15 protein-coding genes are annotated in these 22,963 nt (G+C 55.2%); 2 read left to right on the forward strand and 13 right to left on the reverse strand.

The annotated features are described in order from the left end of the window. Window positions 1-44: 44 nt before the first annotated feature. From GQY55_RS31500 to GQY55_RS18795, 11 genes are all read right to left on the reverse strand, one after another. Entirely contained in the window at window positions 45-308 is a 264-nt protein-coding gene (locus GQY55_RS31500) for a hypothetical protein (protein ID WP_236575705.1), read from the reverse strand. 20 nt (window positions 309-328) lie between these two features. Further along, window positions 329-1,216 (reverse strand): carbohydrate ABC transporter permease, encoded by an 888-nt coding sequence (locus GQY55_RS18750; RefSeq protein ID WP_160043514.1) that lies wholly within the window; start codon window positions 1,214-1,216, stop codon window positions 329-331. Between the two features lie 120 nt (window positions 1,217-1,336). Beyond that, the gene (locus tag GQY55_RS18755) at window positions 1,337-2,221 is read right to left on the reverse strand and encodes a carbohydrate ABC transporter permease (protein WP_160043408.1); all 885 of its coding nucleotides are present in this window, start codon (window positions 2,219-2,221) and stop codon (window positions 1,337-1,339) included. Further along, entirely contained in the window at window positions 2,218-4,782 is a 2,565-nt protein-coding gene (locus tag GQY55_RS18760) for a DUF5696 domain-containing protein (RefSeq protein ID WP_160043409.1), read from the reverse strand. The genes GQY55_RS18755 and GQY55_RS18760 overlap by 4 nt, the downstream gene beginning before the upstream one ends. Before the next feature lie 15 nt (window positions 4,783-4,797). Continuing rightward, the gene (locus tag GQY55_RS18765) at window positions 4,798-6,885 is read right to left on the reverse strand and encodes a YIP1 family protein (RefSeq protein WP_160043410.1); all 2,088 of its coding nucleotides are present in this window, start codon (window positions 6,883-6,885) and stop codon (window positions 4,798-4,800) included. Window positions 6,886-6,904: 19 nt separating this feature from the next. Next, window positions 6,905-7,792: a carbohydrate ABC transporter permease gene (locus GQY55_RS18770; RefSeq protein WP_160043411.1), complete on the reverse strand. Its 888-nt coding sequence runs from the start codon at window positions 7,790-7,792 to the stop codon at window positions 6,905-6,907. A 5-nt stretch (window positions 7,793-7,797) separates the two neighbouring features. Next, window positions 7,798-8,778, reverse strand: a complete 981-nt coding sequence (locus GQY55_RS18775; RefSeq protein ID WP_160043412.1) for a carbohydrate ABC transporter permease — start codon at window positions 8,776-8,778, stop codon at window positions 7,798-7,800. Window positions 8,779-8,783: 5 nt separating this feature from the next. Next, window positions 8,784-11,726 carry an extracellular solute-binding protein gene (locus GQY55_RS18780; protein WP_160043413.1) on the reverse strand — a complete coding sequence of 981 codons (2,943 nt, stop codon included), beginning with the start codon at window positions 11,724-11,726 and terminating at the stop codon, window positions 8,784-8,786. Window positions 11,727-11,799: 73 nt separating this feature from the next. Next, window positions 11,800-13,146, reverse strand: a complete 1,347-nt coding sequence (locus tag GQY55_RS18785; RefSeq protein WP_236575714.1) for an ABC transporter substrate-binding protein — start codon at window positions 13,144-13,146, stop codon at window positions 11,800-11,802. Between the two features lie 469 nt (window positions 13,147-13,615). Further along, complete coding sequence (locus tag GQY55_RS18790) at window positions 13,616-15,028, reverse strand: response regulator transcription factor (protein ID WP_160043415.1); 1,413 nt, start codon at window positions 15,026-15,028, stop codon at window positions 13,616-13,618. Then, window positions 15,003-16,817, reverse strand: coding sequence for a sensor histidine kinase (locus GQY55_RS18795; protein ID WP_160043416.1), 1,815 nt, complete (start codon window positions 16,815-16,817; stop codon window positions 15,003-15,005). The genes GQY55_RS18790 and GQY55_RS18795 overlap by 26 nt, the downstream gene beginning before the upstream one ends. Window positions 16,818-16,968: 151 nt before the next feature. Here GQY55_RS18795 and GQY55_RS18800 point away from each other — a divergent pair, with 151 nt between their 5' ends. Beyond that, entirely contained in the window at window positions 16,969-18,570 is a 1,602-nt protein-coding gene (locus GQY55_RS18800; RefSeq protein WP_160043417.1) for an extracellular solute-binding protein, read from the forward strand. 151 nt (window positions 18,571-18,721) lie between these two features. On the opposite strand, the gene GQY55_RS18805 is transcribed toward GQY55_RS18800, so the two are convergent. Further along, window positions 18,722-19,693: a metallophosphoesterase family protein gene (locus GQY55_RS18805; RefSeq protein WP_160043418.1), complete on the reverse strand. Its 972-nt coding sequence runs from the start codon at window positions 19,691-19,693 to the stop codon at window positions 18,722-18,724. Window positions 19,694-19,803: 110 nt separating this feature from the next. Continuing rightward, a complete protein-coding gene (locus GQY55_RS18810; protein ID WP_160043419.1) occupies window positions 19,804-21,954 on the reverse strand; it encodes an alpha-galactosidase in 2,151 nt (716 codons plus the stop codon). A 261-nt stretch (window positions 21,955-22,215) separates the two neighbouring features. On the opposite strand from GQY55_RS18810, the gene GQY55_RS18815 reads away from it, so the two are divergent. Then, on the forward strand, window positions 22,216-22,941 hold the full coding sequence (locus GQY55_RS18815) for an AraC family transcriptional regulator (protein ID WP_268895034.1): 726 nt from the start codon (window positions 22,216-22,218) through the stop codon (window positions 22,939-22,941). Window positions 22,942-22,963: the final 22 nt, after the last annotated feature.

Below are 22,963 nucleotides of genomic sequence, written 5' to 3' on the forward strand. Positions count from 1 at the left end.
AAGCTCCTTTCCCTCTGAAAAATGTTTCGCAAGACTTCCACATATTAGCAGGATACACCAAGATCGCGCAAACCTAAAGACAAAGTTCCGCGGAAACCGGCGGCTTTTGCGATTTGGAACATGCGGTTTGCATTTTCGAAGCGGACGGGATTGTCAGAGCGGACGAAAGGAAGCGTTGATTTGCGGATGGCCGACATTTCGGCATCAATGGGATCGCGATCGATGAACTGCCGAAAACGAAAAATTGAACGCAAAGGGCTGCCGCATGGGCGGCAGCCTGATTGGATTGCAAACGACAAAAACATCACCTAATCGCAGGCGGAAGCCGTCAACCGACGATGCCGGTCCGTTCCACGCTTTCGACGAAATACCGCTGCACGAACACGTACAAAATGATAATCGGGGCGATGAACAGCAGCTCTCCCGTATTTTTGATCATATAGGCATACAATCCGTCCTCGAACTGCGTGGCCGTCCACATCGTCGGCAGCATCGTCGACAGCACCTTGATTCTCGTCAGCAGCAGCGACACGTAATAATTGTCGTTCCACATCCAGACGAAAGAGAATAGAAAAACGGTCACGATCGCCGGAACGGCGTTCGGAAGCATGATCCGGTAAAACGTCTGGAATACGCCGCAGCCGTCGATATAAGCGGCCTCTTCGAGTTCTTTCGGAATCCCGCGGAAAAATTGCCGGAAAATAAAGATAAACAAGCCGCTTTTGATTCCCATGCCCGTCGCCGCCTGCAAAATGAAAGGCCAATAGCTGTCCAGCAAATTGACGCCATGCCCGCCGAACAAGGACAAAAGGCCGGCCAGATCAAAAAATCGAAAATTCAAGTAGGTCGGAATCATCAGCGTCTGCGGCGGGACGACGATCGTAAACACCGCAAGCGCAAACAGGATGCCGCTGCCCTTGAACCGGAGCCGGGCGAAGCCGAAAGCGGCGAGCGAACAGGAGATGACCTGCAGCAGCGTCGTCAGCAGCGAAATGAACAGCGAATTCAAAAAGGTGTCGGCATAATGCAGCGTATGGGCCGCAAACCGGAAATTGTCGAGCGTGAAATGCTTCGGAATCCAAAGGACGGTCGGATCGAGCATATCCGCCCTCTCTTTAAACGAAATCGAAATTTTAAAAAATATCGGATACAAAATGACGAAACAAAGACCCGTAACCAACACCGCCCGGATGAGAACCCAGGCAAAATGCTGCATTTTGAGCAGCGGCTGCTTTTCCCTGGCATAACGGGCATAACCTGCCGCCGCCTTGACCACAACCTGTTTCAAAATCCGTCTCCCTCCTTTAATCCCCAAAAATGACAGGCATCTTCCCGCTCAATCGAAATAAAAGACCTTCCGGGACACGAGGCGAACCAAGATCAGCAAAATAATGGACGCCACCGCGAAATAGGCCCACGACATCGCCGCACTCAGGCTGAAGTTCAGCGCTTTGAACGCCGTATCGTTGATCAGCACGCTCAGCTTGTTGTAATTGTAGGAGTCGATGACGGTATAAACGATGTTCGTCAAAATGAGCGGGCTGACCATCGGGAACGTAATTTTCCAAAACGCCTCGTACCCGGTCGTCCCTTCGATTTTGGCGGCTTCGTACAGCGCCGGGGGCACGGATTGAAGCCCGGCCAAAAAAATCAGGATTTGCACGCCGGAATGGCTGATGATTTCGTAAATGCGGTTGACCGAACCCGTGATGTACATGGTCAAGCCGCTGCCGAACCCGGACTGCAAAAGAAGCGCTTCGAGTTCGCTGCTTTTAAGTCCCGCATCCCCTCCGCCGGTCACCGTTTGCGCCACTTCCGCCAAATTGCTGCTCTGCTCGATGGACAACAGGTTCGTGGCAAGCAGCACCGGCAGGAAAAAGATGGCGCGGGCCAGCACTCTCCCCCGGAATTTCTGGTTGAGCAGGGTGGCGGCAAACAAGCTGAAAACGACGATCGAGGGGATGTTGATCAGGAGGTCCGCAACGGCATCCAGCAGCACCCGGTTAAAGGTCGGATGTTTGTAAAAAATTTCCTTGTAAAACTGAAGCCCCGCAAACTCGGTATCGAAACCGCTCATGGCGACCGTCAAGTGATTAAAGCTGTATACAAGCGATTCATACAAAGGGACCGCAAACAAAAACACGAAGCCTAAAAACCACGGACTGATGAACAACACGCCGAGCAGCGACTTTTTTTGCGACAACGTCAGCTTCTTTTTCATCGCTTTCCACCGCCTATTAGATAGCTTTCGCCTTCAAGGACAACGCCTCCGTCCAGGCTCACGCCCGAAGCGTTGTAATTGACCGTGACGGTTTTGCCGTTTTCGTAGGTTGTACGGAATACGCCCTCTGCCAGCTTCTCGTGGCCTACGATCCTCTGGTCCCGGACGTCCTTCAACACCCCGTTTGCTTCCTTGTAATAACGCACCGCTTCGTCGAGCCAATCCTTGTACCGGGCCGAATACAAATCGTTGAAGTCGGTGTTCCGCACGGCGGAAGCTTTTTCGTAAAACCATCTGTAATACACGCCGGAACCGGTCTCAAGCGTTTTAAGCAGGCTGGCCCGCCCGCTTTGGTCCCGATCCAGATTGACGGGTTCTCCCGAATAGTCGACGTATCCGTGCAGCACCATTTGATAAAATGGGACTTCCTCGTCGGCGATATTAAACCCGCTGCTGCGGGTCGGCGCATTGACCACGATATCCGCGTATGGCAGCACGCCTGCGTTGCCGCCGCTCACCATCGTTTTTCCGGCCGCCTCTTTCAGCCTCTTCACCGCCTCCTCGTTCAGCGCCGCGCCGGCCTGCCGGTCGGTCGTCCTGCCGGACGTCACGTCGGAATGGATATCGTCGCCCAAATCCCGCAGCGATACTCCGCCCACGCTCCATGTTTTATAATCCCGCAAAAAATCGTCCACGAGCTTTGGCAGCTTCTTCGGCGACAGCAGGTAATAATCCAAATCGCCCCGATTTGCCGTCACCGGATCGGTTTTGTACTGCGCGATGCCTTCGCGGAACAAAAAGCTTGCCCCGTCGCGGGAAGGCTTGAATCCATGTCCGCTGCGGTATACCTGCAGGAAGGAAACGTCCGGATAGAGCTCGACGTTTTGTTCCTTGGCGAAGCGAACCAGATGTTCGAAGCCTTTTTCGCCGCCAAGCGCGGCATCGACGTCGATGTCGTCCGGATAATGATGGGCAAGCCCGCCGTTGAACCATCCCGAATAACGCAGCTTGATGCTGCCGACGCCTTTATCCTTCAACATGCCAACCAGCGATTCGGCCTCTTGGAAGGTCGTCAGCGCCTTCACCGACCGGTACGGGATGCCAAGGAACGTTTCGCGCACCGGAATGGAGCCGACGAGATCAAGCACAAAAGGCGTATCTTGGGAAGCTTCGAGCTTGGTCAGTTTGCCGTTTTGCACGAGATAATCCTGATAATGGCGGGCCATGCCGGCATAATCGGCCGACGCGCCGGACAGGAACGCATACCGCAGCCGGATGCCTCCCCCGTACATTTCCGGAAACATCGGGCTGTCCTTTTTTACGCTGCCTGCGCGGTACGTAAACAGTTCCATCGGTTTCAGCAAAAATTTGGCGCTCACCCGGTTGTAGGAATTGACCCTTCCGCTGATGTCGGCATGGATCGAAGCGACCGCATCTCCGTCCTCAATGATGCAGAAAAAGGCCTGCTCCCCTTTTTTCATGCCAAAAACGGGCAGCCTGGTCGTTTCGGTAAATTCCTTGGTTTCCGTCGATTTCTCTTTCAAGGTGCGGTCTTGGCCGTATATCGGCATTTCGTAGGGCTGGGCGGCGACTTTCCCGTTGTTCAAACGGATCAGCGCTCCCGACCCGTCGGGAACGAACATATATCCGCTTTCCTTCGTCCCGGCCGCGCCGAACATTTCAAGCAGCTGGATCGACTCGATCGGGAACAGCTCCGTATCCCGGATTTCCTTGACGGGGACCTGAACGACCAAACTCCGGCCGTCCAGCCGGTATTCGACCGGTACGGTGAATTTCGCCGCCGCCGAGGATTTCTGCTCGCCCGCCTGGTTCAGCTCGTTATCCTTTCTGGCATCCTCCGCCGTATAACCGACCGATTCCAGGATGGCCACGACGTCCTTTACGACGTACTCCGGCATTTCCTTCCGTTTGTAAACCTGCGTTTCCTCATCGAGGAAAAACCGTTTCTCGATCTCGAATTTGACGCTTTCATCCTGGATTTTGCTTAGGATCAAGTCATCCATCCGCTGCTTCGAAATGAATTGCGGGACGGCTTCCAGCCCTTTCTGAAAATCCCCGAGCCGATAGATGATTTTGACGCCATGGTCCGTTTTCAAAATATCGAACTGTTTGCGTTTCACCGCCTCGGTATAGTTGTTCGCGTAAAACGTCTGCCCTTTTTCGTTGTTGTACACGATGGAAAATTGCGCGGACAGGTTTTCGAAATTGACCGCTTCCGCCTTTTTGTCTTCGTCCCGGTCCTGCGGGTTGGAATACCACATCTGTCCGCTGCGCTTGTCCTTGACCGCGGTCTCCGTCGTTTCCGGATCGATGTAAAGCGCGAGATCTTCATTTTCGGCGATCAGGTTCCAGCCTTCGGCGTTACTTTCGAAACGGGCGGATGCGGGCGTCTTCCCCTCACCGGATAGGCTGCCGGGTGTTTCTGCGGATCCCGCCGCTTCGCGGCCGCCTGCAGGTTTCATGATCTGAAAGCTTGCGTAAGCGACCAGGCAAACGCCGGCGAGTGCCGCCAGCCACCATCCTGCTGTTTTGCGTCTCAACCGTTTCTCCCCCCTTTACAAGCGAACGATGATTTCGCGGTACAACGCCTGGACGAACGTCGCCATCTGCTGCACCAAACTGAAGCAAAGAATGCCCAGAAAGACGATAAAAGCCATGACCAGCACGGTTAAAAACAACGTCGCGACCGTTTTGCCGATCGAATATTGATGCACCGTCATCGTGCCGACGAAAAGCAGCCAGGCGAACCACAGGTACGCGATGGAATCGAGCAAATAATAAAACGGGCTTTCGGCTTCGGTCATGAAGTTGCTGACCCCGGTTTGCGGCAAAAAAATGATGACGAGCGGCAGCGCCGCATATCCGGCGGCCATGACGATCTCTTTGAATTTCCCTTCGCCGTCCATCAAGGTCGTCAGCGACCAGTTCGAAACGCAAAACAGCAGAAACGGCAGGACGATATATTTCAGCTCATCGACGCTGCTGAACTCGCTCGGCTTGTTGAAATTGACGATGAAACCGGCATACTGCCGTTTCAAAATCATCGTCACGACAAGCATAAGCAAAATGAAAACCGCGATCGCGACTTTTCCTTTGTTTTCGTATTTCAGTTCCCAGAATCCGCTGAACGGACGGACGATCGTGCGCAGCGGCATCCTCCACGCCGCCGTATCCGTGTAATGGACCGCAACCCTCCGTCTCGCCCGGACGATCCGAAGCGCAAGCAAAGCACCCGCCGTCCCCAGCACGACCGTCATCGCGGTGCCGAAATGGTTCCACAAATACTCCGAACGGTACCGGTTCAACGCCTCGGAATAATACTTCCGGTTGTTCCCGTTTTTGAAATATTCCATGGCCTGTTTGTTTTCGCCCTGTTGCAAAAGCGATTTGCCGATGCCGATATAGGCGATGTCAAAATTGGCGTTCAGCTTGAGCACTTCTTCCCAATCCTTGGCCGCCTCGTCGTCCTTGCCGTTATATTGCGCCTCGACCCCGGCGCGGATCAGCGATCCGTAGCGGGTCGGAGCAAACACGGTAAGCCGGTTCATCCCGGCGTCGAGCACCACCATCCGGTCGCCGAGCATCGCCATGGCCGTCGGCTTTTGAAACCGGTTTTCGCTCATGCCGACGCCCCCGAACTGGTAGAGCATGTTGCCGTCGCCGTTGTACGCGAATATCCGGTTGCGTTTCGAGTCCAGGCCGCTATAGATGCCGCTTTTGTCGTAAATGACGTCGACGAACGTCGAGCTGCCGGCGTTTTGGATCGTTTTTTGCTTGGCGGCATCCACCTGAACGGCGGAAACGTCGCCGGCCGGATCGAAATAACCCTCCCTTCGCAATACGTCTTCCCCGCCCGGGTTAATCCGTTTTAGCGGACGGACTGCATTAACTTCCGAAGAGACGGCATAAATAAAACCTTTGTCGTCCAAATCCATATTGGCGAACTCGATCGGCAGGAACAGCTGCATTTGGCTGCTTTGCTCCTTGGTGGAGAACCGTTTCCAGAACAGGTCGACCGGACTGAACCTCACTTTGTTCGTGCCGACGTATCCCCGAAAATTCCCTTTGGCGTCAAACTCCATAATGCCTTCGTATGCGCCTTGGGCGATCACGTACAGCCTTTGCGTTTTGTCCACGGCCACTTTTAATGGAAAATATTGAAATCCTTTCGGAATGATGCTGGACACCGGAGGTCCGTACATCCGGATCAGCCTGCCGCTTCGCTCCATCTCGACCACCCGTCCGTTTTGCGTATCGGCGACGAACAGGTGCCTGTTCGTCCGGTCGACGTAGACGCCGCTCGGCTTGTTGAACGTATCTTTTTTCCCGCCGTTGTCGAAAGCGGATATCACCCCGAGCAGCTTCCCCTTTTCGTCCAAATGAACGATCCGGTTGTTGCCCGTGTCCGCAATGAAGATGTCCCGATCCTCGTCCACGAACACGTCCTGCGGCTCATTCCAATGGCCGATGCCCAAATCCGAGCCGTAAATCGTTGTTTCCGCCAAGTACGGATAAGGCGCCGGTTCGGCTTCCCTCCAATACGAGTAGTTGTATCCATGGTCCGGCACCTCCGCTTTCACCGGGGTACCGACGGCAAGAAGCGCCAATGCAAGCAGCCACGCCGCCCATTTCCTGACACCCAATTGCACTCCCCCCTCACCATCAGTCTTTCATCCCCGACGTCGACATCGTCTGAATGACGTTGCTTTGCGTCAAAATGAAGATCGCCACCGGCACGACCATCATGATCAATGCCGCCGCGGCCATCGGTCCGGACCGGACGAAGCCGCCCGACAAAATCTGGCTGAACGCGTAATCCATCGTCTTCAGCTGCTCGCTGTAAATAAACGAAGCGCCTTGGCCTCCCGCGCCGGTTCCCCATAATCCTTTGAAGGAGAAAATGATCAGCGTCAGCCAGGCCGGCTTGACGATCGGCATGACGATGTTCCAGAAGATGCGGTATTCGCTGGCGCCGTCGATTTTGGCCGCCTCCAGCAGCGAGTCCGGAATTTGCTCCATGAACTGCTTCATCAGAAACAACCCGAGCGAAGTGGCGAAGGCCGGAAAAATGAGCGACCAATACGTGTTCAGCAGCCCAAGCCAGCTGACGGTCAGATAGTTCGGAATCGACGTGACCTGGGACGCGAACATAAGCGACAGCACGACAAGCGCAAACAAAAATTTGCCGCCGGGCAGCTTTAATTTGGCCAGCGGATAGGCGGCCATGGAAGCGAGCACGACGTGACCGGCCGTACCGAGGAACGCGACGAAAAACGTGTTGAATATATACCGCGACAACGGGACCCAAGAGTTGGCGAAAATGAGAAACAAATCGTAAAAGTTGTCCAGCGTCGGATTGCGCACGATAAACGTCGGCGGGAACAGGAACATTTCGTCCAGCGGTTTCAGCGCCGTGCTGACCATAAACACAAACGGCGCGGCCATAAACGCCCCGGCGCATGCCAAAAGACCGAAAATGGCGATGTCCACCGGGAGCGAGCGGTTCACCTTCCGCTCCCTGCGCAGCCGAAGTTGAAGTTTTGCCTGCATGGGATCTATTCCCCCACTTTCCTGAGCAGCTTCTGGATCACCATGTTCGTGCCGAGCATGATGACAAACAACACGCTAGCGATGGCGCAGGCGTATCCCATCTCAAACCGGATTGTGCCGTAATCGTTCAGATGGGTTACGATCGTATGCGCCGCATATTGCGGGCTCGGAAAACCCGCCATATTCGTGGCCACGTCGGCGACGGCAAAAGAGCTCGTAATTTGCATGACCGCCCCGAACATGAGCTGCGGGCGCATCGACGGCAAGGTGATATGCCACAGCTCCTGCCAGCGGTTTTTCACGCCGTCGATCGCGCCGGCTTCGATCAAAGTTTTGTCGAGGCCCTGAAGCCCGGCGATAAAAGCGAGAAAAGCGGTGCCGAGGCTGAGCCACAGCTGGACGAGCATAATAATGAACAGCATGTATTTCGGATTCTGAAGCCATTGGATCGGCTCCAGGATAAATCCCCATTTCATCAAAAATGCGTTCACGTAACCGAAGGAATCGCCCGAAAAGGCGACCTGCCAGATCAAATAGACGTTGCCGGAAATCGAAGGGGCATAAAAAAGCAGCGTCACCACCGCCCGCAATTTCGGCGACAGCTCATTGATGAGCCATGCAAGCATAAAACAGGCGATATAGCTGATCGGCCCGGTAATGACCGCAAACAGCAGCGTGTTTTTCAAGGCGATCAGAAACACTTCGTCCTTGATGAACAACGTCGCGTAATTATCCCAGCCGATCCACTTCGGCGGCTCCAGCACGTTGAAATACGTGAAGCTTAACGCAAACGCCATCAGGACGGGAAAAGCCGTAAAAACGAAAAACAAGACGAAATAAGGAGCGAGCAGAACATACCCTTGCTTTTGCTGCCTCATTTGCTTCATCAGCTCTGCCAGCTTTCCCGGTTCGCGGCCGGGAACGGGCGGCGATGCGGTCCTGGCCGGGTCCGGCAACCTCACGCGAACATTCTCTAGCTCAGACATCGGGATCACCTCTCTTTCTCGCCTTCCGGCAGCCCGAATTCCTTCCGTTTTTTCGCAATTTCGTCGTTGACGAACCTCGTGTAATTGCGGATCGCTTCCCGCGGGTCTTCATTGGAGATGACCACGCTGCGGAAGGCGTTGTCCAGATGTCTCCCCGTGAAGTAACCGCCGGGGACTTCCGGAACGCCTTTCGCCCACTGCCACTGCTCCATGAGCGTTTTGTAATCCTTGACCTGCCAAGGCAGCTGCCCGACCGCTTCGAGATTGGCGGTGGCAAACCGGCCTGCCGGCCCGAATATGGCCTCGCTTTCCCACCCGAATTTCGCCTGCACTTTCGAACTCGTCCACCACTGCATAAATTGCCAAGCTTCGGGTTTATGCTTGCTGCTTTTCAGCATCACCGCCGCGTTGCCCGATGCCGGGACGTCGCGCCGTATGGAGCCGTCCTCCCGTTTCGTGCCGGGAACGGGGGCGATATCCCACAGCCCCTTCAATTCGGGGGCCGTCACGCTGATCATGTTGAACCGGGTGTAATCGGCGATGCCGATCGGCATTTCCCCGCTGCGGAAGCGGTTCGTGAAATCCATTTCGATCGGCAGCTTATAGGTTGTGTACAGCTCCGACCATTCGATGAACGCTTGAACCGACGTTTCCGAATCAAGGGCGCTCGTTTGGCCGTCTTGCGAATACAGCGTGCCGTCCTTTTGGTAAAGCAGCGTGCCGTAGGTCGGATTGACGGGCAGGTTGCCGCTCTCCTGAACGTTGGAGCCGGTTTTGACGAGCACTTGGATCGGAAATCCGAACAGCAGGTTGTTTTTTTGCAGCTCCGGGATGATGGCATACACGTCGTCCCAGGTTTGAGGCACTTCAAGGTTCAATTCCTCGAGGATATCCTTGCGGTAAAACAGCACCGGGAAGTATTGTTCCACAGGCAAACCGTAAACGGCGCCGTTAAAGGTGTAAGGGACAAAGGCGCTTTCGCTGTACTGCCGTTTCACGTCATCGAATCCCGGATATTTCGATACATCCTCGACGCCGCCGCGCAGCGCGTAATTGAGCGGCTTGTCGTTGCCGACGGAGAAAGCGACATCCGGTCCGCGGCCGGCAAGCATCGCCTGCAGCAGCACCGATTCGGTCACGACCTGGATATCGACGCCGACGCCGGTTTCCGGGGTGAAGGACTCCTCGACCATGCGCTTCAAAATTTTGGCCTGGTCAAGCCCCATCGTGATCCATACTTTGATTTTTTTTCCATCCTTGCCGTTTGACGTGCCCAATGCGTTGTAATCGTTGATAAACGACAACGCAAAAGATCCCACTTGATGCTTCACGTTTTCCCATACGCCCGCGCCGGCGGCCGGCATGTTCCGATCCGGCGAAGCGACGACGAGGTAATCGATCGACAACGGCATGTTGTTGATCGAATAAATCCATGAACCCAGCGAGCTGACGTTCGATTTGAACGTCTCCAGCCGGCGGGCCACCGTATCGGGATGATCGGCCATCTCGCGGAGCTGATAAACGATCCGCTTCAGCGTCGCCGTCCGGTCGCCGCTGCCCCCGGCCTTTTCGATCCTTTCGGTGATCGAATCGATCAGGTCCGCCTGCCGGCGGAATACGTCCACCATCTCGGGCAGCTTGAGCTCAAGCTGGTAGTCCCGGTATTCGTCCGGCACGACGCCCGTGATCATGACGATCCGCCGGTACATGTTGTTCAGCTCCAGCACGCTGGATTCGATGGTGCGCAGGTAAAGCGACATTTCGCCCAGCGTGACGTCCATCCGGATTTGATGCTTTCCTTTCGTCAAATAAAACAGGTACGGATGTTGGCCGTCGCCGAGCTCTTTCATTTTCCAGTCCGGAGAAAAATGGAACGCGATGCTTTCCGCTTCCTTGAACGGAACGGTGCCGTCAATCAGCAATTTGCGGTACGAAGCGGCTCCCCGCTGCATGCTTTGGTTGTATTTCACGCCGATTTTATACAATCCGTCTTCAGGAACCTCGATGTCCCATGAAATCCATTGTCCCGCCTCCGACCAGTTGAACGAACCGATCGTGTTGAACCTGATTTTGGCCATGTCATAAGGTTCGGTCGCCGGGCTGCTGCGGTCCATCATCGGGTAAAGCACGGCGCTTGATTTCAGTGCAGCGGCCTCGCCCTGGATTTTGATGAAGGCGCCGGGCGCTTCCTTGTATCCCTTTGCCTTGTAGCTCCGCGACACTTCCTCATAAGACGGAACCTCAGGCAGCTGATACAGCTTGATATAATCGATCATCATCGGCTCCTTTTCGGAGACGAGGGTAATGACGTGTTTTCCTTTCGAAAAATAAAACGAATACGGCTCCCCATGCCGCCCGTCCGCGCTTTGAATGCTGACCTCCTGCCACATCGGCACTTCCGTCTGCTTGGTATAGATGTCGTTGCCTTTTTCGTCCTGCACGGTATCGCCTTCGTTTGTCCACAGCCGGTGAAACACCAAATTTCGGGCTTCCGCAAAAGGCAGCTTCCCGTCGATCATGAGCTCCCGGTCCATGTCCGATCCTTTTCCCGGCATCGAACGGTAACGCAGCGCCATATGGTACAAACCTTCCTCGGGAACCTCCACCGTCCATGAAACCGTCCCCGATTCGCCGGTTTGAACGACCTTTCCGTCGGCGCCTTCAACGCCCCCGATCACCGCCACGTCCATCCCATCCGTCCCTGTGAAGGCATCTCCCCGGACGATCAGCTCGCGCTGCGGCCGTGCGGCGCTTTCGTATTGACGGATGTAATGGTCGTAGCTGTCCTTGCCCGTTGATCCAAGCTCAAGCTTCGCAAGCGAATCGGCGGCCGCGGCCGCCTCCTTCGCAGCCTGAAGCGGGGTAAACGGCAGCGGCTGCGGAAACAAGCTGCATATTCCAACGAATAATGCGATCAGCGCCATTCGGCGGTTCAACTTCCGCGTCATCGGTGCATCCCCTCCATATGTAATCCAGCACCCCGATGAAGCCATCGGAGTGCTGAAGCAAAGAAACTGTCGCCTATTTTTTGGTCGTGACGTCGATGGCCCCTTGCGCCATCGGCTTGATCCGCTGAACGGCCTGGGATGGCGACTCCTTGCCGTTCGCGATGTTTTTGAACGCTTCTTCAAGCACGTCCGGCAAACCGACGTAAGCCTGGTAATTGATCAGCTTGTACGGACTGTCGAACATTTTTTTCATCGTGTCGAGCGACTCCTTGTTTTTCATGTTCGGCTCCTCTTTTTGCAGCTGGATCTGCTTTCCTTTTTCGACGTCAAACTCATACAACTCGCTCCATGCGGCCAGCACGGCTTTCGGATTTTCGACGCCCTGCGGAATGAACCACAGGTTCATTTTGTCGTACGGGGTAACGTATTCCTTAGCTTTTGGCCCTTTCGGGAAAAACACGTACCCGATGTCGTTCGGCTTGTCTTTGACGTAACCGAGGTTATCCCAGCGATAGCCGTTGACGAATGCCGTTTTTCCGCTGCCAAAGTCGGCCCCGTCCGTGCGGCCCACGACTTTGTGGACGTTGTACAGGTCGTTGAAAAACTGCAGCGCCTCCATCGCATTCGGCTCTTCCAGCACGAATTTGTTCGTCGCCTCGTCTTCGATTTGGCCCTCATTGGTGTAGATCAGCACGGATGCAAGCAGCGACTCGCTGTCGAAGTACAGCGGAACCTTCCCGCTAGCTTTGACCTGCTTCAGCATGTCGAGGAATTTATCCCACGTCCATTCCCCTTTTTCCTGAAGCTCGTACGGATCCGGCAGCCCTAACTTCTGCAGCAGCGTTTTGTCGTAAAACAAACCGTGGCTTTCCGTGTAAGGCAGCGTGACGCCATATTGCTTGCCCTGGTATTTGCCGTTACCGATAGTCACCGGATTTTTGCCGAAGGCTGGATTGTCTAAGTCGATGACGCCGTCCAGCGGCTGCACGTACCCTTCGATGACCAGCTTCGGAAACGCCTCGCGGATCGGAATCATGACGATGTCGGCAAAAGGTTCGCCCGCCACGGAGGACGTGATGAGACGCGCCGTCGTGTCCTCCACCGTCACGTATTCGATTTTGGTGTTGTATTTTTCTTCGACCTTCTTCTGTTTCGCCTTTTCCTCGTCGTTCAAGTACGCGTCCATCCCCCACCATTGTCCGATGCGCAGCGGCTTGCCGCCGAAATCGAGCTTTTCTTCCGCTTCCTTCGGCGGCTGCTCCTCCTTCGTTTCCGGGGTCGCGGCGGTTTGGCTTTCGTTTCCGGATGCATTTTCGGCCGGTTTGGCGCCTTCTCCCGTCGTTTCCGTCGCCCCTTTGCCGGAACAGCCGACCATCGACAGCATCACCGCAAAAATAAAGGCCATGGACCATGCTTTCATCGTCTTCAAGCGATTCCCCCCTAAAATGTTCAATGTAAATGATCAAACGCTAATTCGGGCGTTAACCGGGAAGCCCCTTTTTCTTCTCCGCTTTTCGGCTTCATCCGCTCTCCTGACAGGTCCTCCTTTCAAAAAAAATGACGTCACGGCCAATTGTAATCGCTTTCAAATCTGCCGAACGGGAAGCTTGCTTTCAGCTCCCTGCAAAGGCCAAGCGACACCGCCCTCTCCGACAACGTCTGCGCTCTGTTCATGCACATCATTAAAGCCTTCCTCCCCAATATAACTTGAAAGCATCCACCCTTGTATTCATCCAAAAAAGGCATTCCCGTACATACGCATTCGAGCTTCTGGCGCCCTGCCCCGCAAAACATCTAATTATCGTCCATGCCGAACCTAAGATTTGTCCATACCCAAACCGGATCGGACCGGCGTAACCCGGCAGACGTCCCCTCCCCCTCGGTGCGGGTCACGCAAACTGCTCCCGGAACTGGGTCGGCGTGCGGCCGGTCACTTTTTTGAACATTCTCGTGAAATAAAAATAATCCTGGTACCCCGCCTTTTCCGCGATTTCGCTTACCAAATCCTCCGTTTGCTCCAGCAGCTCGCAAGCGTAGGTTATTCGCAACCTCGTAATATAGGACGTGAACGTTTCGCCGGTTTCCTTTTTGAACAGCTGGCTGATGTAATTCGGATGGATGTAATATTTTTGCGTCAGCGTTTGGATCGAAATGGCGCTGCGGTAGTTTTCATGCACATACTGCAGCATCGTTTTGAAGGTTTCGTTGCCGGTTTCCTTCGGGCCGTATCCCGGATTTTTGCCGATCCCCTTCATGACCGCCATGTTTACGTAATCGATCATATCGGATCCGCTTGGAAAGATATCCATAAGCTGCTCGTAGCTGAGGAGCATGCCGTCGTTTTCGTCCCCATGGACACTGTACAAAAACGTAAACGCTGCGTTGTACAGGTGCAAAGCGTCTTTGACCGTTACACGCGCCCCGCGGAAAAGCGCCTTGATTTCGTCGGAACAGCGGAGCAGCGCCGGCACGTCTTTGCTGCCGATGGCCGCGCCGAGTTTGCGGATGCAGTCCTTGATTTCCCCTTTGCCATCTTCCCGGTGCTTGAATATGCCCGGCTTGCCCGTCATGAAATATTGATTGGACAGCACATAAGCCGTTTCGATCGCCCGTTTCAGCATGCCGGCATCGCCGCATGGGTAGCTGATGCCGGCTCCCTTGAAGCCAGGCTGCGTCTGCAGAATACGGGCAGCCGTTTCCAATTGATCGTAATCCATGAGGCGCAGCGTTTTTGATCTGCCGATTTTCACGCTGAGCCCTTGTCCGGCCTCCGGCTCCGTTCCGTCTTCAAAGGCCGCCACCAGCGCGCCGATCGCAGGCCCCGGCTGAAGGCCCCATTTCATGAGCTCGGCTTGCAAGCTGTCCGAACCGGCTTCGTTTCGTTCGGTCAGAAGATGTAAAAGACGCGATTCGGAATGAAAACGTTCTGCGTCGAGCGCTTTTTTCAACTTGCCGAGAACGCCGGCAATTTCCTGCTCGTCGTAAGGTTTCAGGCAGTAGGCCGAAGCGCCGAAATTAAGCGCCCGCTGGGCATACGCAAATTCCGCATAACCGCTGATCACCACGAATTTCGGCGGCGAAGGCAGCTCGCTTCCTTTTTTGATCAGCTCGAGCCCCGTCATCCCCGGCATCCGGATATCGGTAAACACGACCTCCGGCCGTGTGCTTTCCATGTTTTGAAGCGCTTCCAATCCGTTGTGCGCCGCGCCGGCCACCTCAAAACCAAGGCTTCCCCAATCCACGCACGCCTTCAGGCTTTCCACGACCCAGCTTTCGTCATCGACGATCAATACTTTGTACATGAACATTCCTCCTTGCCGGCATCGATAAACGTATTTTTGTCCCTTTCCCCAGCGCGCTCTCGACTTCAAGCCCGTATTCCTCGCCGTACGTCAGCTTGATCCGGTTATTGACGTTGGCGAGTCCGATGCTCGATACCCGCGGCTCGCCGCGGCTTCCGATATCCCGTTCCTGCCGGTGCAGCGCATCGCGCACCTGCGCAAGCCGCTCCTGCTCCATGCCCAAGCCGTCGTCTTCGACGGTGAGAACAAGCTCGCGATCGTCACGGACGTTCCCCCGGATCGTTAAAGTTCCCGGGTGCTCCTTCAGCTCCAGTCCGTGGAACACCGCATTTTCGACGATCGGCTGCAGAATCATTTTCGGGATTAGGCACTGCATCGCTTCGTCCTGCAGCTCGTATTGCACGTGAAACCGTCCGCCGAAACGGATTTGCTGGATCTGCATGTACGAGTCGACGATCCCCATCTCCGTTTCCAGCGTCACCACGTTTTCCCCTTTAATGCTATAGCGGAATATTTGCCCCAGCGATTTGGCGATGTCGCGGATTTCGTGCACCCCCCGGACCGCTGCCATCCCTTTGACCATTTCAAGCGTATTGTACAAAAAATGCGGGTTGATCTGGCTGCGCAAAAACGTCAGCTCCGATTTTTTGTTTTCCAGCTCGGCTTCGTACAGCATCGCATTCGTTTCCAGCAATTGATGCGTCAAATGGTCGACCTTGTCCAGCATGCTGTTCAGACCGGTCGACATGACCGTAATTTCGGCGTATCCCTGCAGGGAAATCCGGGTTTTCAGCTTGTCCAAATCTCCCCGCCTGATGTTGTTCATAAAGGACATCAGTTTTTTAAGCGGCAGCAGGATGTTGTTTGTGACGAGCCTGAACAGCAGCAGCATCGCGATCCCCCCGGCAAAACACACGATCAGCTCCAATCTGCGGATTTTGGCGATGTCGGAAAAAAGCTCGGAGACGGGGATGATGCTGACGATCATGCTGCTTACCTCAGGCAGCTCCTCTTTCTGAACGACATAGGTCCTTCCGTTCAATTTCACGTTGATCGGCTTCGAAGCGGCCGGATGGTCCGCAATGATGCCGTTCAGCTCGCTGCCGATTTCCATCGGGTCGCCGCTCGACATGATTTTGTTGTCGCCGTCGACCAAATAAACGAGCGTGGCCGACTCGCTTGATACGACGCCGGCCTGGCCGATCAGCGCTTTCGGATCGATGACGAAAAACAGCGTGCCGATGACGGAGTTGAACCGCTCGCCGGACTGCAGCGATTTCATTTTCATGCCGACCAAAAGGACGTTGCGGGAAGGGTATAAATCCCCGAAATCCTTCAGCCCGAAATAACGGACGGAATCTTCCGGCGCAATCGAACCGGCATAATAGGAAGCCGCCTTGTTGCCCCCGAACAGGTCGTACCAGCGCCCGTTTTCTCCCAGCACGACGATGTCGAGGATCCCTTCCTTCAAGGTGCCCATGTTGATCAGCAGGCTGTGGATCTTTTTCGAATACACGTAGGCTTCGGCGGCGTTCGGTTCGATCAGAAACTTTTGCACGTCCTGGTTGTAGGCGACGTTTGTCATCAACCGGTCGATGACGTCTTTGTTCGAATGCACCGTCTCTTTGATCTGCGCTTCGAGGTCCCTCGTATACCTTTCGTTGTTGTCGCGGATGATCCCGGACATTTCAACATACGTCGCCGCGATGATCGTCAACATAACGGCCGCGATCGAAGCGGCGATAAACGAAAGCTGCGAACGAATCGATAATTTGCGGTAAAAGGACACGGCCAATCCCCCGTTAATTTCGGATAATATGGATGATTATTACGAACATCGTAACATAGTTTGGAAATCTGCGGCAGAAATCTCTTTACGCGCCTACCTTTTTCCCTTACCATCTTTTAGAAAGGGACTTCTTGAAAAGGAGTGGATCGTTTTGTTCCGGTTCAAAGCTACAATTCTGGCATGGATGGCGGTTTTCCTGGCCGTGGGCGGAGCGGGATGCGGCAGCGGCGAACCCCTTGATCCGGACGCCAAACCCCATCCCGATGCCGGTGAGCATCTCGACATTTCCATCGCGTTTTGGGATATCGGCAGGGCGTTCGAAAAAAACGACGCCGTGCTGCAGAAAATCGAGAGCGATTTCAACATTTCGATCAAACCGGTCCAAGTGAGTTACGCCGACTATGAGGAAAAATTCAAAATATGGGCGGCCTCCGGCCGGTTTCCCGACCTGTTCGCGCATTCGCTCGTCAGCGACTCTCCGGGAATTTATGCCGATTGGATCAAGCAGCGCCTCATCCGGCCGCTTCCCGACGATTTAACTCCTTATCCCAATGTATACCGGGTGGCGCAAATTCCCGATACGCTCGCCCTCCGCCGCAACAAAAAGCTGTACATGCTGCCGCGCATTGCATACCCGACCAACGATCTATGGATGCTGGAGCGGGTGGTGTTCGTCCGCAAGGATTGGATGAATAAGCTGGGTTTCTCGGACCCGGCAAATTTCGATGAATTTTCCAATATGATGAAAGCGTTTACTAATAATGATCCGGACGGCAACGGCCAACATGACACGGTCGGACTGACGGCCGCAAGCCTTGATTACTTGTCTTGGGTGTTCAGCCCCACGTTCCCGCAGTTTGCGGCAAGCAAATGGGTGCAGGAAAACAACCGGTGGATTCCCTATTATGCCTCTCCCAAAATGAACGCCGTTGCTGCGCAGTTCCGGGAGCTGTACGCAAACGGGGGCCTCGACCCGAACTTTTTTCTCGTAAAGGAAGCCGATGCGCTCGAACGGTTCACCCAAGGACAAGCCGGCGCGCTCGCCTACAAGGCAACGCCCCAAAGCTTGAGCAAAATGGTCCGCATGTGGGACAAATACCACCCCGGCAAGGACTTTTACGACTCGGTCAAAATTTTGCGCCTGTGGCCGGCGGAAGACGGAAACCGCTACTATTACGTCGCGTCGACCTACTGGACGGAAAGCTACTTCAGCGCCAAAGTGGATGACCGCAAAATGGACCGCATCTTGAGGCTGTACGATTATTTGCTTTCGCCCGAAGGCAAAATGCTCATGAAATACGGGATCGAAGGCAAAGATTACGAGAACAGGGACGGGCAAATCGTCATTACCCGGCCGCGGGAGGAAACGGGAGAATACGTCAGCCTCCAAAAGCTGTATCCTTCCACCGAAATCTTCGGCAATCTCGCCTCCTGGGGGCTGGAGCAATCGTACCGGCTCGACCCGATCAACAAAGACAATTACGGCGAAAAAAATATCCGCGCCTGCCTCGAAGAAATGCGGTGGCTGCTGAACAACGCCAGGGCAACGCCGTTTATGTATTCCATCATTTCGCTCTCCACCGACAACAAGGACAAGCTGAGCGCCGCCATCCATCCGATGGAAGACCTGACGAAAGCGGTCCTCGGCTCGGGCGACCCGGTAAAGCTGTGGCAGGACAACGTGAAATATTACAACCAAATCGGCCTGCCTGAGGCGATCCGGGAGGTCAACGACAAGCTCGCAGCGCGTTAACAAGCGGCGGCCCGGTCGCGTAGGGAAAAAAACGGAAAAGAAAAAGGCCGCGGAATGCCGCGCGCCTGTTCGGATCTAATCAGAACGAAACTGTCCAGGGCCCTGTAAATGTCCTGAAACGGGTTCAATGGCAAAGCCCTGCCGGTTTGATCTACGATTGAACGAGCCGTCCTTCCGGCTGATGCTCCGGCTGCCCGCTCACGACGGTCCCATCGTTTTGGCGGATCCATGTCGCGAAATCCCGTTCCCCGGCCTTCAATTGAATGACGCGCGCTCCCGTCGGGAAGTGGTCCTTGCGCTTATGGCCGACGTAGCTGACGTATTTGGTCGCCCGCCCGTAGCAAAGCCGGATGCCGTGCAGCGTGCCGCAAAAATCGTTGGCATGGTCATGCCCGACGAAAGTGCCCATCACGTCGCCCATTTCAAGCATCGCCGCAAACATGCCCGAATTGAATCGCGGCGCGGAACACGTGCCGTCCAAGCGGTGTCCGCGGCACACCTCCGTATCCCACACCTCGTTGTATTCCGGCAGCGGGATATGGAAAAAGGCGAGCGCCGGCAGCGGCATGCCTCCGTTTAGCTCCGTTAACGCCCGGGACTCGGACACGTACCAATTGATCTGGTCTCTGCGGATCCAATCATACCCGCCGAACGGGGAGTAATCGCCGCTGTCGAGAAAATAAAGCGCGGCTCCCGCTTTGCCGCCGTCGTCCTGGACGGTCAACAAAAAATTGCCCGCCCCGCTGACCCCCGGCGGATCTGCCTTTGCGACGCAATATTCATGCTGCAGCTGCAGCCGGTGCATCTCCGCCCGGGTGACGTGTCCTTCCGAATCGTGGTTGCCGAAAACCGCAGCCCACGGTACGCGATTGTCCTCGGCGACGGCCACGGCCCTGCGGAACGACGCCGTCGGGTCTTTCGTTCTCGCACTGGCGATGACGTCTCCGGTGAACACGACCAAATCGGGTCGTTCCTCCCGGATGACCATCTCCATTAAACGCCGCGTCTCTTCGTCCAGCTTGGGGGATTCGGGGTCGTAATCAAATTCGTCGATAAATTCGACATCCGTAAACTGGACGATGACAAACGTGCCGTCATCGCGGAATTTCAAGCTTTTGTTCATTTTGCAGCGAGCCTCCGTTCTCGGATCAGGTTGTGCGGCATGTTCCTCATGCCGATGCTTGCTTGCCGCCAAACAAGCCTTTGCCTGTCGTTTCAGGCGTCTATCGTCCGTCATCCTTCAGGCTTTTCGATGACAAGCCAGGTCATGCTTTTTCCCGCCACCGTAACGGGAACTTCCGCATGGAACGTCCGGTCCAGTTCATAAAACACCGGCGTCCCCTCCCGCTCCCGAATGGACGCCGCATCCGTCAAGCCGGTGTAATAAAGCGGCAGGCGGAGTGTCGTTCGGAGCGGCCCGTCAAGCGGATTATGCACGACGGCGAGCCCCCTGTGCGCCAAGCGGGGATTCACGTGCAGGATGCAATCGTAATCCCGGCCGTCGGGCCTGCGGACATGGATCATGTCCGAATCGAGGATCGGGCGGTATGTTTTATAAAAATCGACCCACCGCCGGACAACCCGCTTCGTCTCCTCCGTATCAAATAGGCGACGGCCCCTGTAAATGGCCTGCACTCCCGAGGCGAAATTGTTCGCCAGATGGGATGCGTAGTCGTCCAAATGTTCGGAAAGCGGTTCCAAAATCGCTTCGGCCCCTCCTCCATGATAAGGCATCAAAGGGACGAACATCCAGCCCATGCCCGGCGTTTTTTCCCAAGTGCCGTCAAAAATGTTTTGCCGGGCCAAGATCAGCTGCCTTTCCCTCGGCAAGGCCCAGTTGACTTCGCGGTATCCCATGCCCGTTTTGTTCGAGCCGTTCAGAAAATACCAATCCGGCACGTTGAGGTACACGCCGCTTCCCCTGCACCATTTGTAAAAATCGGTGATCGCCCTCCACTGCATCCACTGCGAATCCTCCCGTCCGATATGGCCCGGATGCTCCGTCGAGCCGCAAATGTCGCCTGCATACGAGCCGTCATGCTCCAATGCGTCAAAGCCGGTCCGCTCCAGAAAGGTCCTCATTTTTTGCAAATATCCGCGGCCCCAGCGGCTCCCCAAACATGGCGCATGCACATAATAAGCCCCGTTCGGGTTGACGACATCTTCTTCGGCGCCGATCGTCCGGCTCGCAAGCAGGGAGTATCCGCCGATCCGGATGCCCTTACGATGCGCATAGTCGGCCAACTCCTTCATCCGCTTTATATATGCGGGATCGTCATTCTCCATGTCAAAGCCGCTTCCGAAAGACAAGATCACCATTTCGAAGCCGACTTCGGCGCATTGGTCGATGGCCGCCCGCACTTCATCCGCCCCGTCGCTCATGACGTGCATGAAAATCGGATTGTCTTCGACCCAAGGGGCCAAAACGCGGTACATCCTTTTTTGCGCAAGCCCCTTGCGTTCACGGTCCGTGCTGTCATGAACCAGCTCAAACGTCCGGAACGTGTCGAACGCCTCGCCGGGCGGCAGGGTAACCCCGGGTCCAAGCGGCGGCTTGCTGACAAGCAGCAGCGGAGTAAGGCAATCATAATTTACCTGCGACGTGTAATCGGGATCGGGCAGCCAGCAGGTCGTGCGGTTCGCTTTTTTCCGGGTCATCCCCTGGAAGGCGTAATCGCTCTCCACATCGATGTTCGGATAATCCCAACGGTCCGGCGTCTCCACGGGCGACTCCCACTCCACGACGGCCAGCATTTCACTCGTAAACGAATCGATCCGCCATGCCCTTTCGCTTCCGTTGCGGAGGGAAAACCATTTGGCCAGCAGCGGCAGGCCGTCGTACATCTCGTAATGGACGGATAAAACGAGCCCTTTCAATTCTTTCGCACGCTCCGGCGGCGCAAAATGCAGGGTGAGCGACATCCCCGGCGGAGGCCAAACGGCAGCTTCCGTTTCGGAAACGCGCCGGTACGGAAACCGCTCCTTGATCGGCCCCGTTTCATACCCCGTGCATTGAAAGGCATCTTGGTTTGCCGTCAGGGCGTCGACCCACTCGCGCCGCAAGTAACCGTATTCCGCCTGCCCTTTTAAGCCGCCGATTTCGTAGTCGATCCCGTTCAGACGGATGAGCGCCTCCGGTTTCACGCCCCGGATGATCGTCTCCGAGGTCATCAGGTTGTCGAAGGCAACCGTGGCGGCATTCGGGAATAAGCGCCATGTACGGCGAATCAAACCGTTGTCCATCACGAGTTCGTGCGGATGTTCCGTGCCGTATACTCCCGTGCGGAAAGGTTCGGGGCGGAGCAGCCAATCGTCCTTCGGACGGGACGGCCTGTTGCCGGACAACCGCGGCAGCTTGACGGTTCGTAGTTCTTCAAAGATCAAATGGACCCACTCCTAAAACTAAATGGCGTTACAGTTCCATTTTAGCGGGGGCCCGTTATAATGGATTTATACAATTCACAGTTGTTTTTTTCCAAGTCCGCGCTGCGGCGGCAGCGGGGCGATCCTTCAAGTTACTGAGGCAGGGGGCGGATTCCCATCGACCGGAGGCTGCTTTTTAAGCAATACGTATCCAACGTCCAGACCAATCTGTTTATCGCCGATATCAACAAAGTTTCTCCGGATTGGGGCAGCCCTTCCTTTATCCCCGATGCGCATAAATTTTATTTTTTTATGGAAGGGGAAGGCTGGCTCCGCATCAACGGCGCGGAGTATTCGCCCAAGCCCGGCCAGCTGTTTTTGATCCCGGAAGGCGTCCATCAGGCCCACGGCACGGTCGGCGGCAACACGTTCCTCATGTACTGGTGCCATTTTTCCGCGGGCGTCTCGGATTTGAACATTTTGCAGGCGCTTGAAAAACCGGACTATATCAACGTCGAAGAACCGGACAAGGTCGTGCGGTTGTTCAAGGATCTGATTCATTATCACCGCAGCGACGAGCTGCTGGCCGGCTGGAAGGTCAATTCCGTTTTGCTGGAACTGCTCTGTTATTTTTTCGAACGTTCGGGCATCCGCCGCGTCAATTTAACCGGTTCGCCTTCGCACCAGGCGATGGAAACGGTCATCCGTTATATGGAGGAGAATATTTCGAAGCCGCTTTCGGTAAAGGATTTGGCGAAGCAGGTTCATCTGAACCCGAACTATTTCAGCCAGCTGTTCCGCAATATGCTCGGATTGTCGCCGATCCACTACTTGAACCGGATGCGCATGGAGGAAGCGAAAACGCTGCTGGCCGGAACCGAGCTGACCGTATCGGAAATCGCCTCCCGGGTCGGCATCGAGCCGCATTATTTCAGCCGGATGTTCAAAATGCAGGAAGGGCATTCGCCTTCGGAATACCGGAAGATGGGACGTTCGAAGGAGGTGTAGCGGAAAAGAAAAAAAACGCCGA

Origin of the sequence: Paenibacillus sp. USDA918EY (assembly GCF_009870825.1) — a bacterium.
GTDB lineage: Bacteria > Bacillota > Bacilli > Paenibacillales > Paenibacillaceae > Paenibacillus_AQ > Paenibacillus_AQ albilobatus.